Consider the following 16,443-nt stretch of genomic DNA (forward strand, 5'->3'; position numbering starts at 1 on the left):
ACGGCTGCGCCCAGCGCAGATGACCGCCGGACGACGGCTGGTCACCGTGCTGCTGGCGGTCATCGCACCAATGGGTGGCCTGTTCGGCTGCACGGTGAACCAGTCGCGGGTAGACCGTCCGGACGCCATCGAAAGCCTCTCGTCTGGGATACCGCTCCCCGGATCCGGCCAGCCGATCTGGCGCGAAGCGACACCCCGCGCGCTGCTCCTCGGTGCGAACGGAAAGGACGAGATCGGCATCCTGCTGTCGTCGCGATGGTTCTCGCCGTCCGGCGACATGCAGACTACGGCTCCGGACGGATCGCCGGTCCATTGGCCGCCGGCCGTGCCAGTTTCGGTAGCGGCCGACATCGAAATACGTATACCGACGCAGTCGCACCCGACCGCGGTCGATGTCCGCCTCTTCCAAGGCGCGCTCGACGACAACGGAGTGCCGACATCCGAACCGCACGCAATTGCGTGCCCGGACGAACTGTCGTCGCCTGCCGTCCTGGAAACGGAGTGCCGTCTGAAAAACGATCAGGACGGGGCGCTGGTTCGCCTCACGAATAGTTCGGCATTCCCGGTGATCGTGCTTTATGCTGAGTGGTACGTTCCGGTTTCCAGCCGTCCAGCCAATGCCCGCGACAATGCGGTGGTGAGCGCCAGCTGGGGATTCCGCACCACGGAGGAGTAATATCGAGGAGGTGACCTGGCGTGCAGTGGTCTGAGGACGTTGCAGCGGCGCGGTGGATCGTCGAGAGACTGCATCCGTTCGCCCAGGATGTCGGCAGCCTGGTTCCCGAAGCGTTCGCCGCATACGCGCGGATCCGCCATCCGGAGGCCGGCACGCTCGACCGGCCGCAACTGGACGCGCTCCTCGAGGTGCTCCCGCGGCACGCACCCGAACCAGGATCGTGTTGGTTCGCCATCTGGGACGGGTACGCCTGGCTGCATGGGCCTCCCGCGATGACCGCGCTGACCCGCGACGGCAGTGCTGATCCACCGGCGTGGATCACCCCTCCGCTGGCGAGGATCCAGATGCCGTCCCGTTCCTTCGCGCTGTACCGCGGCGGGCTCGACGCCGCGCGGGCTCTGTGGGATGTGTCGTGGGAGCAGAGTCCCAACCTGTGGTGGCCCGACGACCGCTCCTGGTGCGTCGCCACCGAGATCGACCTCACGTCGACCTATCTGGGTGGCTCGGCCGCACTCGTGCGCGACCTGCTGGACGACCGCCGGATCAACGCGCAGCCGGCCCGCCCGGGCGACCCGATCGGTGCCGGCGCGTAGTACTGCAACGGCGGGGACTGTACAAATAACGGCGGATCTGCTGATCAAGGGAGAGACGCCAGATGACGACGGAGACCACCGTCGAGCAGGAACCGACCGGCGGGCCGGTCGGTGCGGTCACGGACGAGCAGTTGATCGCGATGCTGGTCGACCGGGCCCGTGGTGACGGTCTGCAGCTGACCGGTGAGGGCGGGTTGTTGCAGCAGTTGACCAAGCGGGTCCTGGAGTCCGCGCTGGACGGCGAGATCACCGATCATGTCGGCTACGACAAGCACGACCCGGCGGGCAAGGGCAGCGGTAACAGCCGCAACGGCGGCAGGACCAAGACGGTGCTGACCGATGTCGGGCCGGTCGAGGTGCGGGTGCCCCGGGACGTGGCCGGGACGTTCGAGCCGCAGATCGTGCGCAAGCGGCAGCGCAGGCTGTCCGGGGTCGATGACCTGGTGCTGTCGTTGTCGGCGAAGGGGCTGACGCACGGGGAGATCGCGGCGCACCTGGCCGAGGTGTACGGCACCGACGTGTCGAAGCAGACGATCTCGACGATCACCGACAAGGTGATGGACGGGATGGCCGAGTGGCAGAACCGGCCCCTCGACCCGGTCTATCCAGTGGTGTTCATCGATGCCATCAACGTGAAGATCAGGGACGGTCAGGTCGCGAACCGGCCGATCTATGTCGTCATGGCGGTGACCGTCGACGGGCACCGCGACATCCTCGGGATCTGGGCCGGCGACGGCGGCGAGGGCGCGAAACACTGGCTGCATGTGCTGACCGAGCTGAAGAACCGCGGCGTGCACGACGTGCTCATGCTCGTCTGCGACGGCCTCAAGGGCCTGCCGGACGCCGTTGCGTCGGTGTGGCCGCGGACCATCGTGCAGACGTGTGTGGTGCACCTGTTGCGCAACTCGTTTCGGTACGCGGCCCGGCAGGACTGGGACAAGATCGCCAAAGCGTTGAAGCCGGTCTACACCGCGGCGACCGAGGACGCCGCGACGGAACGGTTCCTCGAGTTCGCCGAGACCTGGGGCAAGAAGTATCCGGCGATCGTCAGGTTGTGGGAGAACGCCTGGGCGGAGTTCGTGCCGTTCCTGGCCTTCGACGTCGAGATCCGCAAGGTCATCTGCTCGACCAATGCGATCGAGAGCGTCAACGCCCGTATCCGCAAGGCCGTCCGCGCCCGCGGGCACTTCCCCAATGAACAGGCCGCGCTCAAGTGCGTGTATATGGCCTTGATGAGCCTGGACCCCACCGGGGCGGGCCGCCGGCGGTGGACCATGCGGTGGAAAGCACCGTTGAACGCGTTCCAGATCGCCTTCGAAGGCCGGCTCACCCCGGCCAACCACTGACCACCTCAACAAACCCGGATCAGCCGTTAATTTGACACTCCCGGTCACGGCAGATATCGCCAGGGCGGTTCGGGCACTGCCCAATCGGTTTCACGTTTCCCCAGGTCACATCCCGTGGTGGACCCGATGTGGCAGAACCCGAACCGCATTCACCCTGTTCCGGGCCCGATCGTGAACCTGACGGCCGTACGCCGACGTCTACCCTGACCAGCTCACTGATGGCCATCAGCCGCAGCGCCGCCTGACGGATCCGATCCGCGAACAGTTCTGGCGCTGCGGCCCCGGCCGCCCGACCACCACTGGTGGATCATGACGGCCAAGGCCGTCACCGACTGCCGGCGATCTTCCGCCGAAAGAGGTGCCGTCCTCGGCTTTCGCACCACCACGACCGGTGTGCGGCGCTTCGCTCCCGACATGACCAGAACAACGACTGCACGGCCGCGCAGGAACGCGACCCGTTCCGCCAGAGCCAGCCCACGCCGACTCGCCACTGGGGCTTCGCACCGACGCAGAGCCCGACCCCCGACACCGGCGACTACGTAGCGTCGTCGAACTGGACGCTAGAGGCCTTGATCAATTTACTCATTTGCCGATGTGCGTGCGACCGCACTTCTCGCTGAGGCTTCATGCCGGCACGCCCGGATCACGAGCAGCCTCTCCACGAACTCGGTCGCAAACATTCACAGCACTCCATGAAGTGGCTGTTGGCCGGCGCATAGGATTCGGCGGGTGAAGGACCGCCAGCCGATGTCGAACCGCGCCTCGTGGGTGTGGCCAACGGTTACGGTCGCTGTGTTCCTCCTGGGCGCGGTGGCGCTATGTATTGTTGGACTCTCGGCCGTGATCGCAGACTACGACGGAATCACCAGCTGGATCAACGCCGTCACTCTTGGAAGTTGCTGTGGTGTGGCCGTGTTGGTCTTGCTGGCGTTGCCAGTGTCGTGGTTCGTGCACGAGGCCTTCCGCGACCGTTGAGACCTGCCGCTGATTGCGTCCGCGGCGATCGACGCAACGCCCGCTCATGCCGTCGTTGGTGCGCGGCGCCTCGTGGGTACTCGTGGCGGTCGGTGATCCAACCCGCGAGGCGGCAAGGTCCGCGATGTCTTTCGACGGACTGACTCGGCGGAGCACTGATTCGTCTAGCGACGGCGGAAGAAGCCGCCCTTCGGCGGCTTCGGCCGCACGAGTTCCCCGATCAGCGAGCGGATCGCGTCGAAGGTGAACACCCCAGGGTTCCGGTCGGCCGACGCGATCAGCCCGAGGCAGCGCAGAACGAAGCCGCGGTCGTCCCGCCGCTCGGCGATGAAGACGGGACCGCCCGCGAATCCGTCGGGCAGTGAGCCCTGCCAGCGCACTACCCCGTCGGGGTCCCGTGCGATGTTGGAGGTGGCGATGGCCAGCGGTCGCTCCTCGCCCGGCTCGCCCACTTCCCTCGTGATGTGGCCCAGGGCGTACGCCCGGCGCGGCTGCGCATCGACGGCGCGCACGTGCTGGGCCTTGGCGGCGACGCCGTCGGTGATCTGCACGGCCACCCACGACCAGCCCCTCTTCGCCGCGTGTTCGTGGAGGAAGAACGTACGCATCACCGCCACACCGGAGCGCCGCGACCACATCTTCTCGAAGTCCGGCACGGCCAGATAATCCGACGCTGCGCCCGTGGGCTCTACGAGATCGGACCGCAGCCGCACCTCGCCCAGCTTGGTACGCGTCAAATGGTCAGCGGTCAGCCACCATTCGCGTACCCGGTCGCCCTCGGGCGTGGACTCCACGAGCTCGTTGTAGAAGAACGCCGTCCCCGCGCGCTTGCGCGGCCCCAAAGGCAGGGTGCATCCGCTCCAGTGTTCCAGAATTGCGCCAGCGAGTGGATCATCCTCGGTCACGGCTGACATCTTGCCTGCCGCGCGTCCGCGACCGCGACCCGACTGATGCGTGGCGTCCGCTTCTGCCGCCGGTCGTGCGCTGTGGCTCGCCGAGCGGTCGTCACGCTGTGTACGCCGCTCCGCCCTGCATGTCTGAGCTTCTGGCGCGCTCTCGAAGCCGATGTGCGGACGTTGGACGCCAACCGATGCAGTAGTCCCGGGCTAATCGGGTTCGGTCCTTCGGCGTTGCCTGGTCAGGACGGTCCAACAACCTGCGTACAGCATCGCGGCGATCAGGCCGCCCCCGGCGGCGCCCGTGCCGGCGAGGAAGACAATCCGGAGCAGTCCTTCACCATCGGGTGCGGGCAGCGCGGCGACAAGTCCACCCGCGATGCCAGCGAGCACGATGATCGCCCACGCCGTCCGTGCGGTCCACGCCGCAGGCTCGGAGGCGTGGGGAGTGACAGCTTGGTTTGCGTGCCACCAGCGCAGCAGCCAGGCGGCGATGCTGATCGCGCCGACGACGCCACTGGCGTACTGCGACCATTGGTAACCGGGTAGGCCGGTATGTTGCTCGGCCAGCCAGCCAATGTGTCGAGATCCCCATCTCCCGGCGTGCGTGAACGCGTCCCACAGTGTGTGCGTGGCCGCGCCCACGGTCAGCGAGGCCACTGTCAGCACGATGCCGCGCACCCTTGTGGAGTGAGTTGGGCCTTCGCCCCTGATCTTGGACACGCGTTTATGCGGCTTGGGGCAGCGTAGCTGACGTCGGTTGGTTGGCTTCGTAGGCGATTGGTGATCGGTGTCCGAGCCTGGAGTGGCGGCGGACGGTGTTGTAGCGGTGCAGCCATCGGAAGGTGGTGAGTCGGGCGTCGTGTTCGTCGGTGAAGGCTCTGCGGCCTTGCAGGGTTTCGCGTTTCAGTGAGGCGTTGAACGATTCGGCGGCGGCGTTGTCCGCGGAGCTGCCGATGGCGCTCATCGACTGCCGGACGCCGGCTGCGGTGCAGGCGGCGGCGAAGGCCTTGGACGTGTATTGACCGGATTCAACCAGTCGTCGCAACACCATTGTCCTGAATGGACATTAACAGCTCGTTGAGGACCTCGGTAGGTGTCCTCCATTCGAGTGTCTTACGTGGACGGTTGTTGAGAGTGGCGGCTACCGCGTCGAGGTCGTCGCGGTTCCAGCGGGCCAGGTCGGTGCCTTTGGGAAAGTACTGACGCAGCAGGCCGTTCGTGTTCTCGTTCGTTCCGCGTTGCCACGGACTATGCGGGTCGGCGAAGTAGACCTGGACGCCGGTGTCGATGCGTAGTTGGGCGTGCTGGGCGAGTTCTTTGCCGCGGTCCCAGGTCAGTGTCCGGCGCAGTTGCTCGGGCAAGGTGGTGATGGTGGCGGCGATCGCGTCGCGGACGGCTGCGGCGCCGTGGCCGGCCAGTGCGGGGCCGTTCTTCACGCGTGACTCGACTCCATAGCCTTCCATGCGGGGCAAGTGCAGCAGCATCGTGAAGCGGGTCGTGCGTTCCACCAGAGTGCCGATCGCGGACCGGTCCAGCCCGATGATCAGGTCGCCTTCCCAGTGCCCGGGCACGGCGCGGTCGGCCGCCTCGGCCGGCCGTTCGCTGATCATCACCTCTGGAGTGACCATGCCGTCGCGGCGTTGCTTCGCCCGTGCGCGTGGCACGCGCAGCGCGCGGCCGGTTCGCAGACAGGCGACCAGTTCACGCTTCAACGCCCCGCGCCCTTGAACGAACAAGGCTTGATAGATCGCCTCGTGCGAGATGCGCATGGACTCATCATCCGGGAAGTCCACCTTCAGCCGGTTGCTGATCTGCTCCGGGCTCCATCCGGTGACCCAGCGGCGATCCCCGCGCCGGGGCTTGTTGCGGCCCTTCCAATGCGCCCCTTGTGGCCCGGCAACCGGGCGGCCGTCCACCGCGCAGACCGCGCCGGAAAGTCGTTGCTGGACGTATTCGCGCAGCCGCTCGTCACCGGCCAGCTTCGCGGTCTTCGGACGGCGGGCCCGGCGCTCGGCATGCCACTGCGCGGCCGACGCCTTGTACTCGACGTTGTAGGTCCGGGTCGAGGCGTTGCGCCGCAACTCCCGCGAAATCGTCGATGGATCACGGCCGAGCCGGCGCGCGATCTCGCGGACCCCCTTGCCCTGCGCCCGCAACAGCGCGATGTCCTCACGTTCGCTGAACGACAAGAACCGACCCGACACCGTCGCAGGCAACCCAGGATTCACGCCGCCAGCATGCCGGAACCACCGAAACCCGACCGGAGACGACACACCCGCCGCCGCAGCCGCGTCCTCGGTCACCGCACCACGACCGATCGCGGCCCAGAACGTGACCCGATCCTCACGCCACGCCACCGACGGCCGCCCCGGCGACGGCATCTGCCCCCGATACTCCCGAACCTGCTTCTGCCGCGGCCCCAAACCCATCGCTCCACCCTCCGGAAGGGGTGTTGCGACCACCAGTTGAATCCGCCTTGAGATCCGTGATCGGTGTGTAGGACCGCCCCGTGCAGGCCGCCGAGGGCGGCTCGGGTGCGCTGGGCGGCGTGCAGGGCGTCCAGGACGAGGTCGGTGCGCATGTGATCGGCGATCGCCCACCCGGCGAGGCGGCGGGAGTGCAGGTCGATGACGGTGGCGAGGTAGAGGAACCCGCGGTCGCCGTGCGGCAGGTAGGTGATGTCACCGACGTAGCGCTGGTTGACAGCCTCGGCGGTGAAGTCCCGGCCGATCAGATCTGGTGCCTTCGCCGCGGCCGGGTCCGGGACGGTCGTGCGGTGCCGTCGGCGTAGCCGCAGGCCTTGCAGGCCGATAGCCCGCATCACCCGGGCGACGCGCTTGTGGTTGACGTGTTCACCGGTGTCGCGGAGCTCGTCGGTGATCCGCGGGACGCCGTAGGTGCCGTCGAAATCGGCGTGCACCTGCCGGATCTGCTCGACCAGCCGCGCGTCGGCCTCGGCACGAAGCGCGCGTGCCGGCGCGGACGCCTTCCAGTGATAGAAGCTGGACCGGGCGACGCCCAGGACCTGGCACAACCGCTTCACGCCGTAGCGCTCGGAGTGGTCAGCGACGAACTGGAAGCGGTTCACCAGCGCGTCTCCCCGGCGAAATACCGGGCCGCCTTGCGCAGGATGTCACGTTCCTCCTCCAACTCCCGCACCCGCCTGCGCAGCGCGGCGTTCTCCGCCGCAGCGGCCTCGACCGGATCGTCCGCCGCCGGTCGGCCCGTCGGCCGCGCCGCGGGGGTCGTGCCGCGCTGCCGGTCATCGACCCGGATCCAGTTCCGCAGTGTCTCGGAGTTCACGCCCAGATCGGCAGCGATCTGCGCGATCGTCGCGCCGGGCCGGGACCGGTACAACGCCACCGCATCGGCCTTGAACTCCGGCGGGTAGTGCTTCATAGCCATAGTCTTCCAGGACTCCCATCCACCCGGACCACTCAAGATCCAGGTTCAGGTGTCCAAGGTCAGGGGTTAACTCCCGTTCGTCGCTGCGACCCGGTTGCGGCGAGCCGGCTGCGCACGGGCGTCGGGGACACGGCGACCAGGAACGGCGCCAGTACGGCATGCCAGACCAGGAAGGCCGCGCCACCGAGCACGATGTCCACGGTGACCGTACCGACGGGCGAATGCGTCATGCCCGCATCGACCGGGACAGGTAGGTAGTACGGCAGGTCGGGCGCCATGCTGCCGATCACCAACGCGGATGGCACCAGCCCCCATCGCATGAGCGGCAGCACCGCAGCGGGATGGCTACCGGTGAACGGCACGTTGTCGCCTCATCGCCGCCAGAATAGGTGAGCGCCACGCTGATCACGTCGAGATGGGCGGGCGGCCGATGACGGTGTCCGATGGGCATGAACCCCGGCTGGACTCGGGCGCGCCGGTGAACGTCGTGTCAGGCAAAAGACGCCAGTTGTCGCCAGAGCAGCTGACGGGGCATGGCCCCGTTTTACCGATCCGCATCCACAAAGGAGCCGACAAGCCACCGACATCGACAAACCATCCGCACTATGCCGCCGATAGCGCTCGGCAAGCTGCTGATCGTCGGGGAAGCAGGACAGGCGACGCCGGCTTCGTTCACCCGTGCGGCACGACCGACACCGGCCGCCGGTAGCATCCGGGCATGCAGCCGCGACGTCACCGGATGCGCCAGCGGCAACGCCGTGATTCGGCACAGGAATGGATCCGTTCCGGTGCCGCGGTCACGGTGAAGAGCTACGCCAGACGGTACGGCGTCGACAAGTACGCCGCCTACGACGACCTGACCGCGCTCGGGTTCGCGTTGCCAGACTCGGCGCAGCAGTGGGCACAGCGCCCGCCAGCGACCCCCGCCGTACCGTCGACGCAGTGGCGACCAGATCGACGACGAATGGTGGATCATGCTGGACGGCAGATCGTTCTTCGTGGCGGGCTACACCTCCGGCGGCGCGCCCTACGGCATGTTCGCCGACGAGATGCTGCCACAAGATGATCCGCAATGAAGACGCTCCGGAACCAAGACCATGTGCACGGATTTGCCGCGATCCGATCGCTACCGGCTGTCACCGCTTACCGCATCAGCCAGCGCACGCTCGCACCAAGGACAAACGCGTTGCCAGCTCAGTCAGAGCCTCAACAGCTCACCGACGTAGCCGGCCACCGACGTCGGTACAGCGCCGGACAGGATCCCGAAGCACCACGCCCGGACCGCGTGCACGAACCAGACCCAACCCGCCAACATGGCCGGTCCGGCCAAATCAACGTGCCGTCGGAACACTCCGCCGTCACCGCACAAGCACGGCCGCCCTACCGCGAACACGCACGTTTTCCCAGGCCACGGGACACATCGTGAAGGCGGTTCGGGCACCGCCCAAACGGATTCACGTTTTCCCAGATCACATGCCGTGGGTGGACCCGATGTGGCAGAACCCGAACCGCATTCACCCTGTTCAGGGTCCAATCATCACCCTGACGGCCGTACGCCGACGCCTACCCTGACCAACTCACTGATGGCCATCAGCCGCAGCGCCGCCGGACGGATCCGATCCGCGAACAGTTCTGGCGCTGCGGCCCCGGCCGCCCGACCACCACTGGCGGATCATGACGGCCAAGGCCGTCACCGACTCCCGGCGATCCTCCGCCGAAAGAGGTGCCGTCCTCGGCTTTCGCACCACCACGACCGGTACGCGGCGCTTCGCTCCCGACATGACCAGAACAACGACCACACGGCCACACAGGAACGCGACCCGTTCCGCCAGAGCCAGCCCACGCCGACTCGCCACCGGGGCTTCGCACCGACACAGAGCCCGACCCCCGACACCGGCGACTACGTAACGTCGTCGAACCGGACGCTAAAGGCCTTGATCAATTTACTCATTTGTAGCCGATGTCCGTGCACCCGATCTTGGTCTTATGCCGCCCTTCGGGCGGCGTCGCAGACTCGCTGATATCAGATTCGGGCGCAGGGCGAGGCCGCGGGCGGTGATGAGGGCGACGAGGAGCGAGTGACGGCGGCGTCGGTGATCGCATCGGCGACGACGTCGAGCAGGTACCGGTGGGACGGCCGCCTTCGGCACAGCAGCGGCGACCCTGCCGACGCACGCAGGAAACTGCTGACCGGGCATGCAGCCTTGAGCGGTGTGCTCGCGCGGCTGGCCGGATCAACCCGAGGTGGCACGGGCACGTGTCCGGATCGACTTACTCAACGAGGTTTCCCCGCGCCTCAAGGCGTTGGAAGCGGCACAAGCCGTGGCCGGACGCGCCGCCGGTCGGATACACGAACTCGCTCCGGACGAGGCAGAGGCCGTTGGGGGATGTCGCAATTACCGCGACCGCCCAGCGTTGGTGACCTCGATGCGGCAACCGGCACCGCCAGCCGAATGATCGCTTGGAGACAGAAGGCGAATGCCTGCGGATCGGTCGGGGGTTGATAGCCATTCGCTGCCTGACCCCCCAATCGTCCTGCCAGGCAGGCAAATGCGTGAGGCGTGAACCTGATCGGATGCTCGCCCGACTGTTGATGGTGATGGGAGGATGAGATGACCGATGAGCTGCTGGTGGTGCACGCTCAGTTGGGCGAGCGGGCGGCATTGGCCGAGCTGGTGGCCCGGTGGCGCGTGCCGGTGTGGCGATACGTCCGGCGCATGCTGGACGCCGATCGGGCTGACGACGTCGCTCAGGAGATCTGGCTGGCCGTGGTCCGCGGCCTGCCACGGTTGCGGGAACCCGCCCGGTTCACGCCTTGGCTGTTCGCCATCGCCCGCCGATCGGTGGTCGACCGCCTTCGAACGGAGTACGCCCGGGAGCAAGCGACGCTGGTGCGGGACGAACCGTCGGTCGACGACCCGGTCGAGGCCATGGTGGCCCGCGCAGAACTCGTCGCCGCGCTCACGAGCCTGCCGGTGCTGGAGCGGGAAATCCTCGTCCTGCACTACTTGGAAGACCTGTCCGTCCAGGACTGTGCACAGATCTGCCGAGTTCCGGTCGGCACGGTCAAGTCCAGGCTGAACCGGGCTCGTCGCCTGCTGCGGGAGCACCTGAACGGGAAGGAGTACCGGTCATGACCGACGAGCCACGCCTGTCGGCACGGGAAATGCTCGACCGGCTCGAGGAGACGCTGTCACGAAGGACTCGCATCCGCGCGGTGGCGGCGCTGCTGGCCGGGCTGGCCGGCACGGTGTTCGTGACCTCGCTGTGGTGGAGCGAGCCGGGTCCGCTACCGGGCCGCACCCACCTGTCGTTCGCGCTGTTCACCGTGTTCTGCCTGGCCTGGGCCTGCTATGGGGGCTGGCTGCTGACCCGCCGGGTGCCGCTGTTCGCCACCGAGCAGGTGATCGCCGCCTGGATCGCCTTGGCCGCCTCCATCGTGACCACCGGTGTCGCGGCCGTCGCCGCAGCCCGAAGCGGGACCGACCTGGTGGCTGCGCTGGCGATCGGGGGCCTGTTCGTCGCGGCGGCGCTGGCGCTGGCCGTGCGGGCCCACACCCGCCGCGCCGCGCTGCTGCGCCGCGTGCGGCAGCTGACGCAGCAGGATCGGCCATGAACGCTCTCGAAACCAACGCGCTCGGCAAGCGGTACCGCCAGCGGTGGGCACTGCGCGAGTGCACGATCGAGCTGCCCGCTGGCGCGTCGGCCGCGGTGGTCGGGCCGAACGGGGCAGGCAAGAGCACACTGCTCAATCTGGTGACCGGCATGCTCGCGCCGACCACGGGTACGGTGCGCGTTTTCGGCCGACCGCTCCAGTTGGCCAGGGTCGCGTTCGTCGCCCAGGACAAGCCGCTCTACCGGCGCTGGAGCGTGAGCGATCTGCTGCGTTTCGGCGCCGCCACCAACCCCCGCTGGGACCATGGCCGCGCGGAGTCGTTCCTGCGCGCCCACGACATCCCGCAGCGCCAGCGGGTGGACCGGCTGTCCGGGGGCCAGCGCACGCTGGTGGCACTCGCGCTGGCCGTTGGCAAGCGGGCCGACCTGGTGGTGCTGGACGAGCCGCTGGCCGAGCTTGATCCGTTGGCCCGGATCCATGTGATGGAGGTGGTCCGCCGGTTGGAGGCCACCGTGCTGGTGTCCTCGCACATCCTGGCCGACCTGGCCGAGGTGTGCGACCACCTGATCCTGCTCGGCAGCGGCCGGGTCCGCCTGTCCGGCAGCTTCACCGAGCTTCTCGACACGCATCGCACCCCGACCCTGGAGGGACTCGTGCTGGACTACCTGCGTAACCCTGAATCGGCCCACTGATGGGGCTGCTGTGGGTGGCCTGGCGCGGCCAGCGCGCCCAGTTCGCCGCTATCGCCGCCCTGCTGCTGTTGTACGGCGCGGCCGCGCTGGTCGAGCGCAGCGAACCGGAGCTGACCGGGCTGACTGGCCAGTTGGCGGGCTTCCTGCCGGGCGCGGTGTGCCTGGTGTGGGGCGCGCCCCTCATCGCCCGCGAACTTGAGACCGGCACGTTCAAACTCGCCTGGGCCCAGAGCGTGACCCGGGGCCGCTGGCTGGCCGCCATCCTCGCCAGCGCCGCCGCCGGTGCCCTGGCGGCGACCGGCACACTCGCTGCGCTCCTCACCTGGGCGTTGCCCGACGCGGGAGGTGATCCGATGGCCTGGCCGCACTACGAAAGCCACGGCATCGTCCCGTTCGCCAGAGTGGTCTTCGCCCTGACACTCGGCGCCGCACTCGGCGCGGTGACAGGACACTCCCGCGTCGCCATGCCGCTGGCGGTGCTGCTGGTCGGCGTCAGCCAACTGGGCGGCCGGGCGATGCGCGGCCAGTTCCACCTGTCGTACTGGCCGATGCAGTCCGCCGAGGCGGCAGCATACGTCGGCATCACAGTCTTCCTGACCGGCATCGCCTACCTGGCGATACGCCGGCGGGCCTGACACAAAGGGACAATCGATGATCCACAATCCGAAGCTGATCCGCCGCAGGTTCGGCCGGACGACGCTGATCGTGGTGACCCTGCTCGTCGCTGCGGTGCTCCTCGCCGGTCTGATCGTCCTACTGAGCTGACGCAACGCCGGCCGGTGAGCCGTCGACTGTGCCGGTTGTTCCTGCTCCCGCTGGCCCGAGGTGCACGTCGTGTCCGTGTAGGCGTCAGGGTGGTGGACAGCAGTGGAGCCAGGTCGCTGAAGCGATGATGTTCGATCCGCACGAGTACCGTGCCGATATTGCGGCCATGTGCGCACTGACGGTCGGCGGGGACGACCGCGGCGCCTGACATGCGGCCTGCACGGGGCTACGGCGGCCAGCGGCGGCGGTGCGGGCGCGGCGCTCCGGTTGGCACCCCTCGGCACCGGTTGTCACCTTGCAGACGTGCCGGGCCTCACCGTCGTGACCTGGTCCTGAGGTCATCGCCTCACTGGCATGTACCCGGGACCGATGTTCCCGACGTCATCGACAGGTCGAGCGACCCCGACAGGTACAGCAGACCATCGGCTATCGACGCCAACGTCGATCATCGTTGAAACGCGCTCAACTGCCGCGTCTGGTGCGCGAAGGCCAGCTGGAGTTCGTCACAGTGGGTGACCGACGCTTCCACCACTAGTGGCCTGTCATGCCGATGAGCGGAAACGCGATCAAGGAGCCGGGGCAACGTGGGTGCCGGCTGTTCCTACCGCTCTTCCCGCACTGATCGGCGGGTCAGCCGCAGATCTCCCGCGTCTCGCGTTCGGCGACGGCGATCGGTGGCGCGACGAGCACCGACGTCACCTGGTCGAACGTGCGCAGGGTCGCGGCGGTGTCGTCCAGCGCCGCGGCATGGTCGTCGATCGCTTTGCGCAGGGCGGGGTTGATGGCCTTCGCAGCGATCGGGCGGATCGTCGTCGCCCAGGCCGTGAGCCCGTTCTTGGCCGCGCTCATGATGGCCTGCTGCTTCGCCGGGTCGGTGATCGCTTTGATGTCGCCGTGCTTTGAGAGCCCGCTGATGAACGCGGCCGTCTGGTCGAAGTTGACCTTCTTGAGCTCGTCGCACACCTGGCGGGTGTTGGCGGCGACTGCCGGATCTACGGGCGCCGACGACGAGGGTGACGGCGACGGCGGAGGTGACGCAGGCGGGGCGGCGGAGGTGGCCGCCGAAGACGACGAGCTCGCCTTCGCGGTGGGCGTGGCCTCGTCGCCGCAACCCGCGACGACGAGCAGCGAGAGACCGCAGAGCATGCCGAGAAGTTTTCGCACGCGCTCATCGTAGGGATCGCCGCGAATACCGTGTGTCCGCAGAATCGGGTGATGCCGTACGGGAAGTCGACCCATGATCTTGGACACCTGGAACCTGGATCGGCAGCACGGCGCGACGTCCGCGGCATGGTCGGCAGGCCTGCAGTTCGCGCACGTGAGCAGGCCTGTGCCCTGACGGCCGTTCGTTGCGAGGACGTCGTAGTCTCCTGGGCCGCGACGATCTTCAGGACGGCATGGAGGGGTAGAACTGTGATTCGGGGCGGGCGGTGGCGGCGCAGGGGATCGTCGAGGCTGAGCGGCGGCTCGAGATGACGTTGCCGCCGAGCTGTGTGCGGTTGCTGTCGACGCGGATGCTTTAGGGTGCATGTGGCCCGGCGCGTTAAGCGATGTGGCCCGGGGGCATGTCAGCCAGTTCGGCGATCGAGGGATCGTCGTCGGCAAGGTGGCTCATGCTGTCGATCAGCACCGCTCCGGGCTGGTTCGGGTCGTTGACTCCATCGCCGACGAGCCAACTGTTGTCATCAGTGTGGACAACCTCTCGGGCCGGCTCCGCGCCGGTGGACACGGTGCGCTGTACGACCGCCCCGAGCTGGTGCGGAAAGCGGCCGCCTGGGAACGGAAACTCGACGTCGCGGTACAACTCGTGAGACACGCCGCGAGTCTGCCTGATCACGTGTAGGCACGGCGCGTTGACGCCACCCGGTCCTGTCGGCGCAGTGCCCTCATCTGCCGCGATCCGTTCGCTACTGGCTGTCACCGCTTACCGCATCGGCTAACGCACGCTCGTACCGAGGACAAGGTGCGTTGCCAGCTCAGACAGAGTCCCAGCAGCTCATCGACGCAGCCGGCCGCCGCCGTCAGTACCGCGCCGGACATCACACCTAGCACCGCGCCGGGATCGCTTGCGCGAACCGGACCCAACCAGCCGACGTGGCCGGTCCGGCCGATCAACGTGCCGTCGGGAACACTCCGCCGTCACCGCATAAGAACGGCCACTCGACCGCGGACGCGCACGTTCGCCCAGGTCACGGCAGATATCGCCAGGGCGGTTCGGGCACTGCCCAATCGGTTTCACGTTTTCCCAGGTCACATGCCGTGGGTGGACCCGATGTGGCAGAACCCGAACCGCATTCACCCTGTTCAGGGTCCAATCGTCACCCTGACGGCCGTACGCCGACGCCTACCCTGACCAGCTCACTGACGGTCATCAGCCGCAGCGCCGCCGAACGGATCCGATCCGCAAACAGTTCTGGCGCTGCGCCCCCGGCCGCCCGACCACCACCGGTGGATCATGACAGCCAAGGCCGTCACCGACTGCCGGCGATCCTCCGCCGAAAGAGGCGCCGTCCTCGGCTTTCCCACCACCACGACCGGTACGCGGCGCTTCGCTCCCGACACGACCAGAACAACGACCACACGGCCACACAGGAACGCGACCCGTTCCGCCAGAGCCGGCCCACGCCTTGCCACTGGGACTTCGCACCGACGCAGAGCCCAACCCCCGACACCGGCGACTACGTAACATCGTCGAACTGGACGCTAGAAGCCTTGATCAATCTACTCATTTGCCGATGAGCGTGCGACGGATGTGGGCATCCCGTCTGCGTCAGCCCATGTTCAAGCCGTCGGTATTCAAAGCGCCCAGGTAGTTCTTCAGGAACCGTCTTGTTTGATCCTCATCTGCTACGAACTCGTTGTCATAGTGACTGTCCGCCCAGGAAGTCCTACCTGTTTCGCGAATACGTAGCTCTCCACTCACGATCTGGTAGTGCCTGTCGTTAGTGTTGTTCCTGTCCCTGTAGTGAGTCGATCTCTCGAATCCTTCATTCTGATCCAACAGCTGTCGAATCACCTGCTTCGTCAGGCGCATGATGCACATCCTTGGAAAATCCGTGCAACCGATTGTCGGCGGGCGTGTCGAGCACGTTGTCCAGCGATCGGGAGTGTACCTGAGCGCCTCCGCCTAACGAAAGTATCGAAGCCTGCGTCGCGGCACCTGTCAGTCCCACTTCAAACGGATCGAACCGTCTGAAGATTCGCACAATTCAGAACCGCGGAACGTCTCACAGAAAGGTAACCCCATGTCTCCGCAGGCGTTCTGTCTCGGTAGACGATGGCGCACGCACCGAGTGCCTGTCGACGGAGCGCGGCCCCACCAGCCGGCGCAGTCGCATTCCTCTGCCGCGATCCGGTGCGGTCATGGCTGTGCGTCGTCTTGTTCTCCGGCGAACTGCAGGTATCTGGACCAGATCTGGGCCTTGCGGTACGGCCGTCTCCGGCGTGGTCGATCTCCACGGCTCGTCCCACCCTGC

16 protein-coding genes and 1 pseudogene are annotated in these 16,443 nt (G+C 67.3%); 8 read left to right on the forward strand and 9 right to left on the reverse strand.

Features of this window, described 5'->3' with window-relative positions:
- Window positions 1-19 precede the first annotated feature (19 nt).
- The 4 genes from OHA72_RS47445 (at window position 20) to OHA72_RS47460 (ending at window position 3,590) form a co-directional block, all read left to right on the forward strand.
- Complete coding sequence (locus OHA72_RS47445; RefSeq protein WP_327002679.1) at window positions 20-676, forward strand: hypothetical protein; 657 nt, start codon at window positions 20-22, stop codon at window positions 674-676.
- 20 nt (window positions 677-696) lie between these two features.
- Window positions 697-1,269 (forward strand): hypothetical protein, encoded by a 573-nt coding sequence (locus OHA72_RS47450; protein WP_327002680.1) that lies wholly within the window; start codon window positions 697-699, stop codon window positions 1,267-1,269.
- 140 nt (window positions 1,270-1,409) lie between these two features.
- Entirely contained in the window at window positions 1,410-2,615 is a 1,206-nt protein-coding gene (locus OHA72_RS47455; RefSeq protein ID WP_327011800.1) for an IS256 family transposase, read from the forward strand.
- A 729-nt stretch (window positions 2,616-3,344) separates the two neighbouring features.
- Window positions 3,345-3,590, forward strand: coding sequence for a hypothetical protein (locus tag OHA72_RS47460; protein ID WP_327002681.1), 246 nt, complete (start codon window positions 3,345-3,347; stop codon window positions 3,588-3,590).
- A 164-nt stretch (window positions 3,591-3,754) separates the two neighbouring features.
- Here OHA72_RS47460 and OHA72_RS47465 read toward each other — a convergent pair whose 3' ends face one another.
- The 6 genes and pseudogenes from OHA72_RS47465 to OHA72_RS47490 form a co-directional block, all read right to left on the reverse strand.
- Window positions 3,755-4,495 (reverse strand): hypothetical protein, encoded by a 741-nt coding sequence (locus OHA72_RS47465; protein WP_327002682.1) that lies wholly within the window; start codon window positions 4,493-4,495, stop codon window positions 3,755-3,757.
- 201 nt (window positions 4,496-4,696) lie between these two features.
- A complete protein-coding gene (locus tag OHA72_RS47470) occupies window positions 4,697-5,209 on the reverse strand; it encodes a DUF4184 family protein (RefSeq protein ID WP_327002683.1) in 513 nt (170 codons plus the stop codon).
- 4 nt (window positions 5,210-5,213) lie between these two features.
- Window positions 5,214-5,540, reverse strand: a complete 327-nt coding sequence (locus OHA72_RS47475; RefSeq protein WP_442788396.1) for an integrase core domain-containing protein — start codon at window positions 5,538-5,540, stop codon at window positions 5,214-5,216.
- The gene (locus OHA72_RS47480) at window positions 5,518-6,918 is read right to left on the reverse strand and encodes an IS30 family transposase (protein ID WP_327000308.1); all 1,401 of its coding nucleotides are present in this window, start codon (window positions 6,916-6,918) and stop codon (window positions 5,518-5,520) included. Before OHA72_RS47480 ends, OHA72_RS47475 begins: the two co-directional genes overlap by 23 nt.
- A 47-nt stretch (window positions 6,919-6,965) precedes the next feature.
- A pseudogene (locus tag OHA72_RS47485) lies at window positions 6,966-7,894 on the reverse strand (IS3 family transposase); the annotation flags it as partial.
- Between the two features lie 59 nt (window positions 7,895-7,953).
- A complete protein-coding gene (locus OHA72_RS47490; protein ID WP_327002684.1) occupies window positions 7,954-8,256 on the reverse strand; it encodes a DUF4184 family protein in 303 nt (100 codons plus the stop codon).
- A 2,250-nt stretch (window positions 8,257-10,506) separates the two neighbouring features.
- Between OHA72_RS47490 and OHA72_RS47495 the strand changes: the two genes are divergently transcribed.
- From OHA72_RS47495 to OHA72_RS47510, 4 genes are read left to right on the forward strand one after another with little or no spacing between them, the layout of a single operon-like run.
- Window positions 10,507-11,031, forward strand: coding sequence for an RNA polymerase sigma factor (locus OHA72_RS47495; protein ID WP_327002685.1), 525 nt, complete (start codon window positions 10,507-10,509; stop codon window positions 11,029-11,031).
- Window positions 11,028-11,510 carry a hypothetical protein gene (locus OHA72_RS47500; RefSeq protein WP_327002686.1) on the forward strand — a complete coding sequence of 161 codons (483 nt, stop codon included), beginning with the start codon at window positions 11,028-11,030 and terminating at the stop codon, window positions 11,508-11,510. The genes OHA72_RS47495 and OHA72_RS47500 overlap by 4 nt, the downstream gene beginning before the upstream one ends.
- Complete coding sequence (locus tag OHA72_RS47505) at window positions 11,507-12,202, forward strand: ABC transporter ATP-binding protein (protein WP_327002687.1); 696 nt, start codon at window positions 11,507-11,509, stop codon at window positions 12,200-12,202. Before OHA72_RS47500 ends, OHA72_RS47505 begins: the two co-directional genes overlap by 4 nt.
- A complete protein-coding gene (locus tag OHA72_RS47510) occupies window positions 12,202-12,837 on the forward strand; it encodes an ABC-2 membrane transporter-related protein (RefSeq protein ID WP_327002688.1) in 636 nt (211 codons plus the stop codon). The genes OHA72_RS47505 and OHA72_RS47510 overlap by 1 nt, the downstream gene beginning before the upstream one ends.
- 760 nt (window positions 12,838-13,597) lie before the next feature.
- Here the strand turns inward: OHA72_RS47510 and OHA72_RS47515 are convergent.
- The 3 genes from OHA72_RS47515 to OHA72_RS47525 form a co-directional block, all read right to left on the reverse strand.
- Complete coding sequence (locus OHA72_RS47515) at window positions 13,598-14,218, reverse strand: hypothetical protein (protein ID WP_327002689.1); 621 nt, start codon at window positions 14,216-14,218, stop codon at window positions 13,598-13,600.
- Between the two features lie 292 nt (window positions 14,219-14,510).
- Window positions 14,511-14,783 carry a hypothetical protein gene (locus OHA72_RS47520; RefSeq protein WP_327002690.1) on the reverse strand — a complete coding sequence of 91 codons (273 nt, stop codon included), beginning with the start codon at window positions 14,781-14,783 and terminating at the stop codon, window positions 14,511-14,513.
- 954 nt (window positions 14,784-15,737) lie between these two features.
- Window positions 15,738-16,001, reverse strand: a complete 264-nt coding sequence (locus tag OHA72_RS47525) for a hypothetical protein (RefSeq protein WP_327002691.1) — start codon at window positions 15,999-16,001, stop codon at window positions 15,738-15,740.
- Window positions 16,002-16,443 lie beyond the last annotated feature (442 nt).

It is taken from the genome of Dactylosporangium sp. NBC_01737 (assembly GCF_035963215.1).
Classification (GTDB): Bacteria; Actinomycetota; Actinomycetes; order Mycobacteriales; family Micromonosporaceae; genus Dactylosporangium.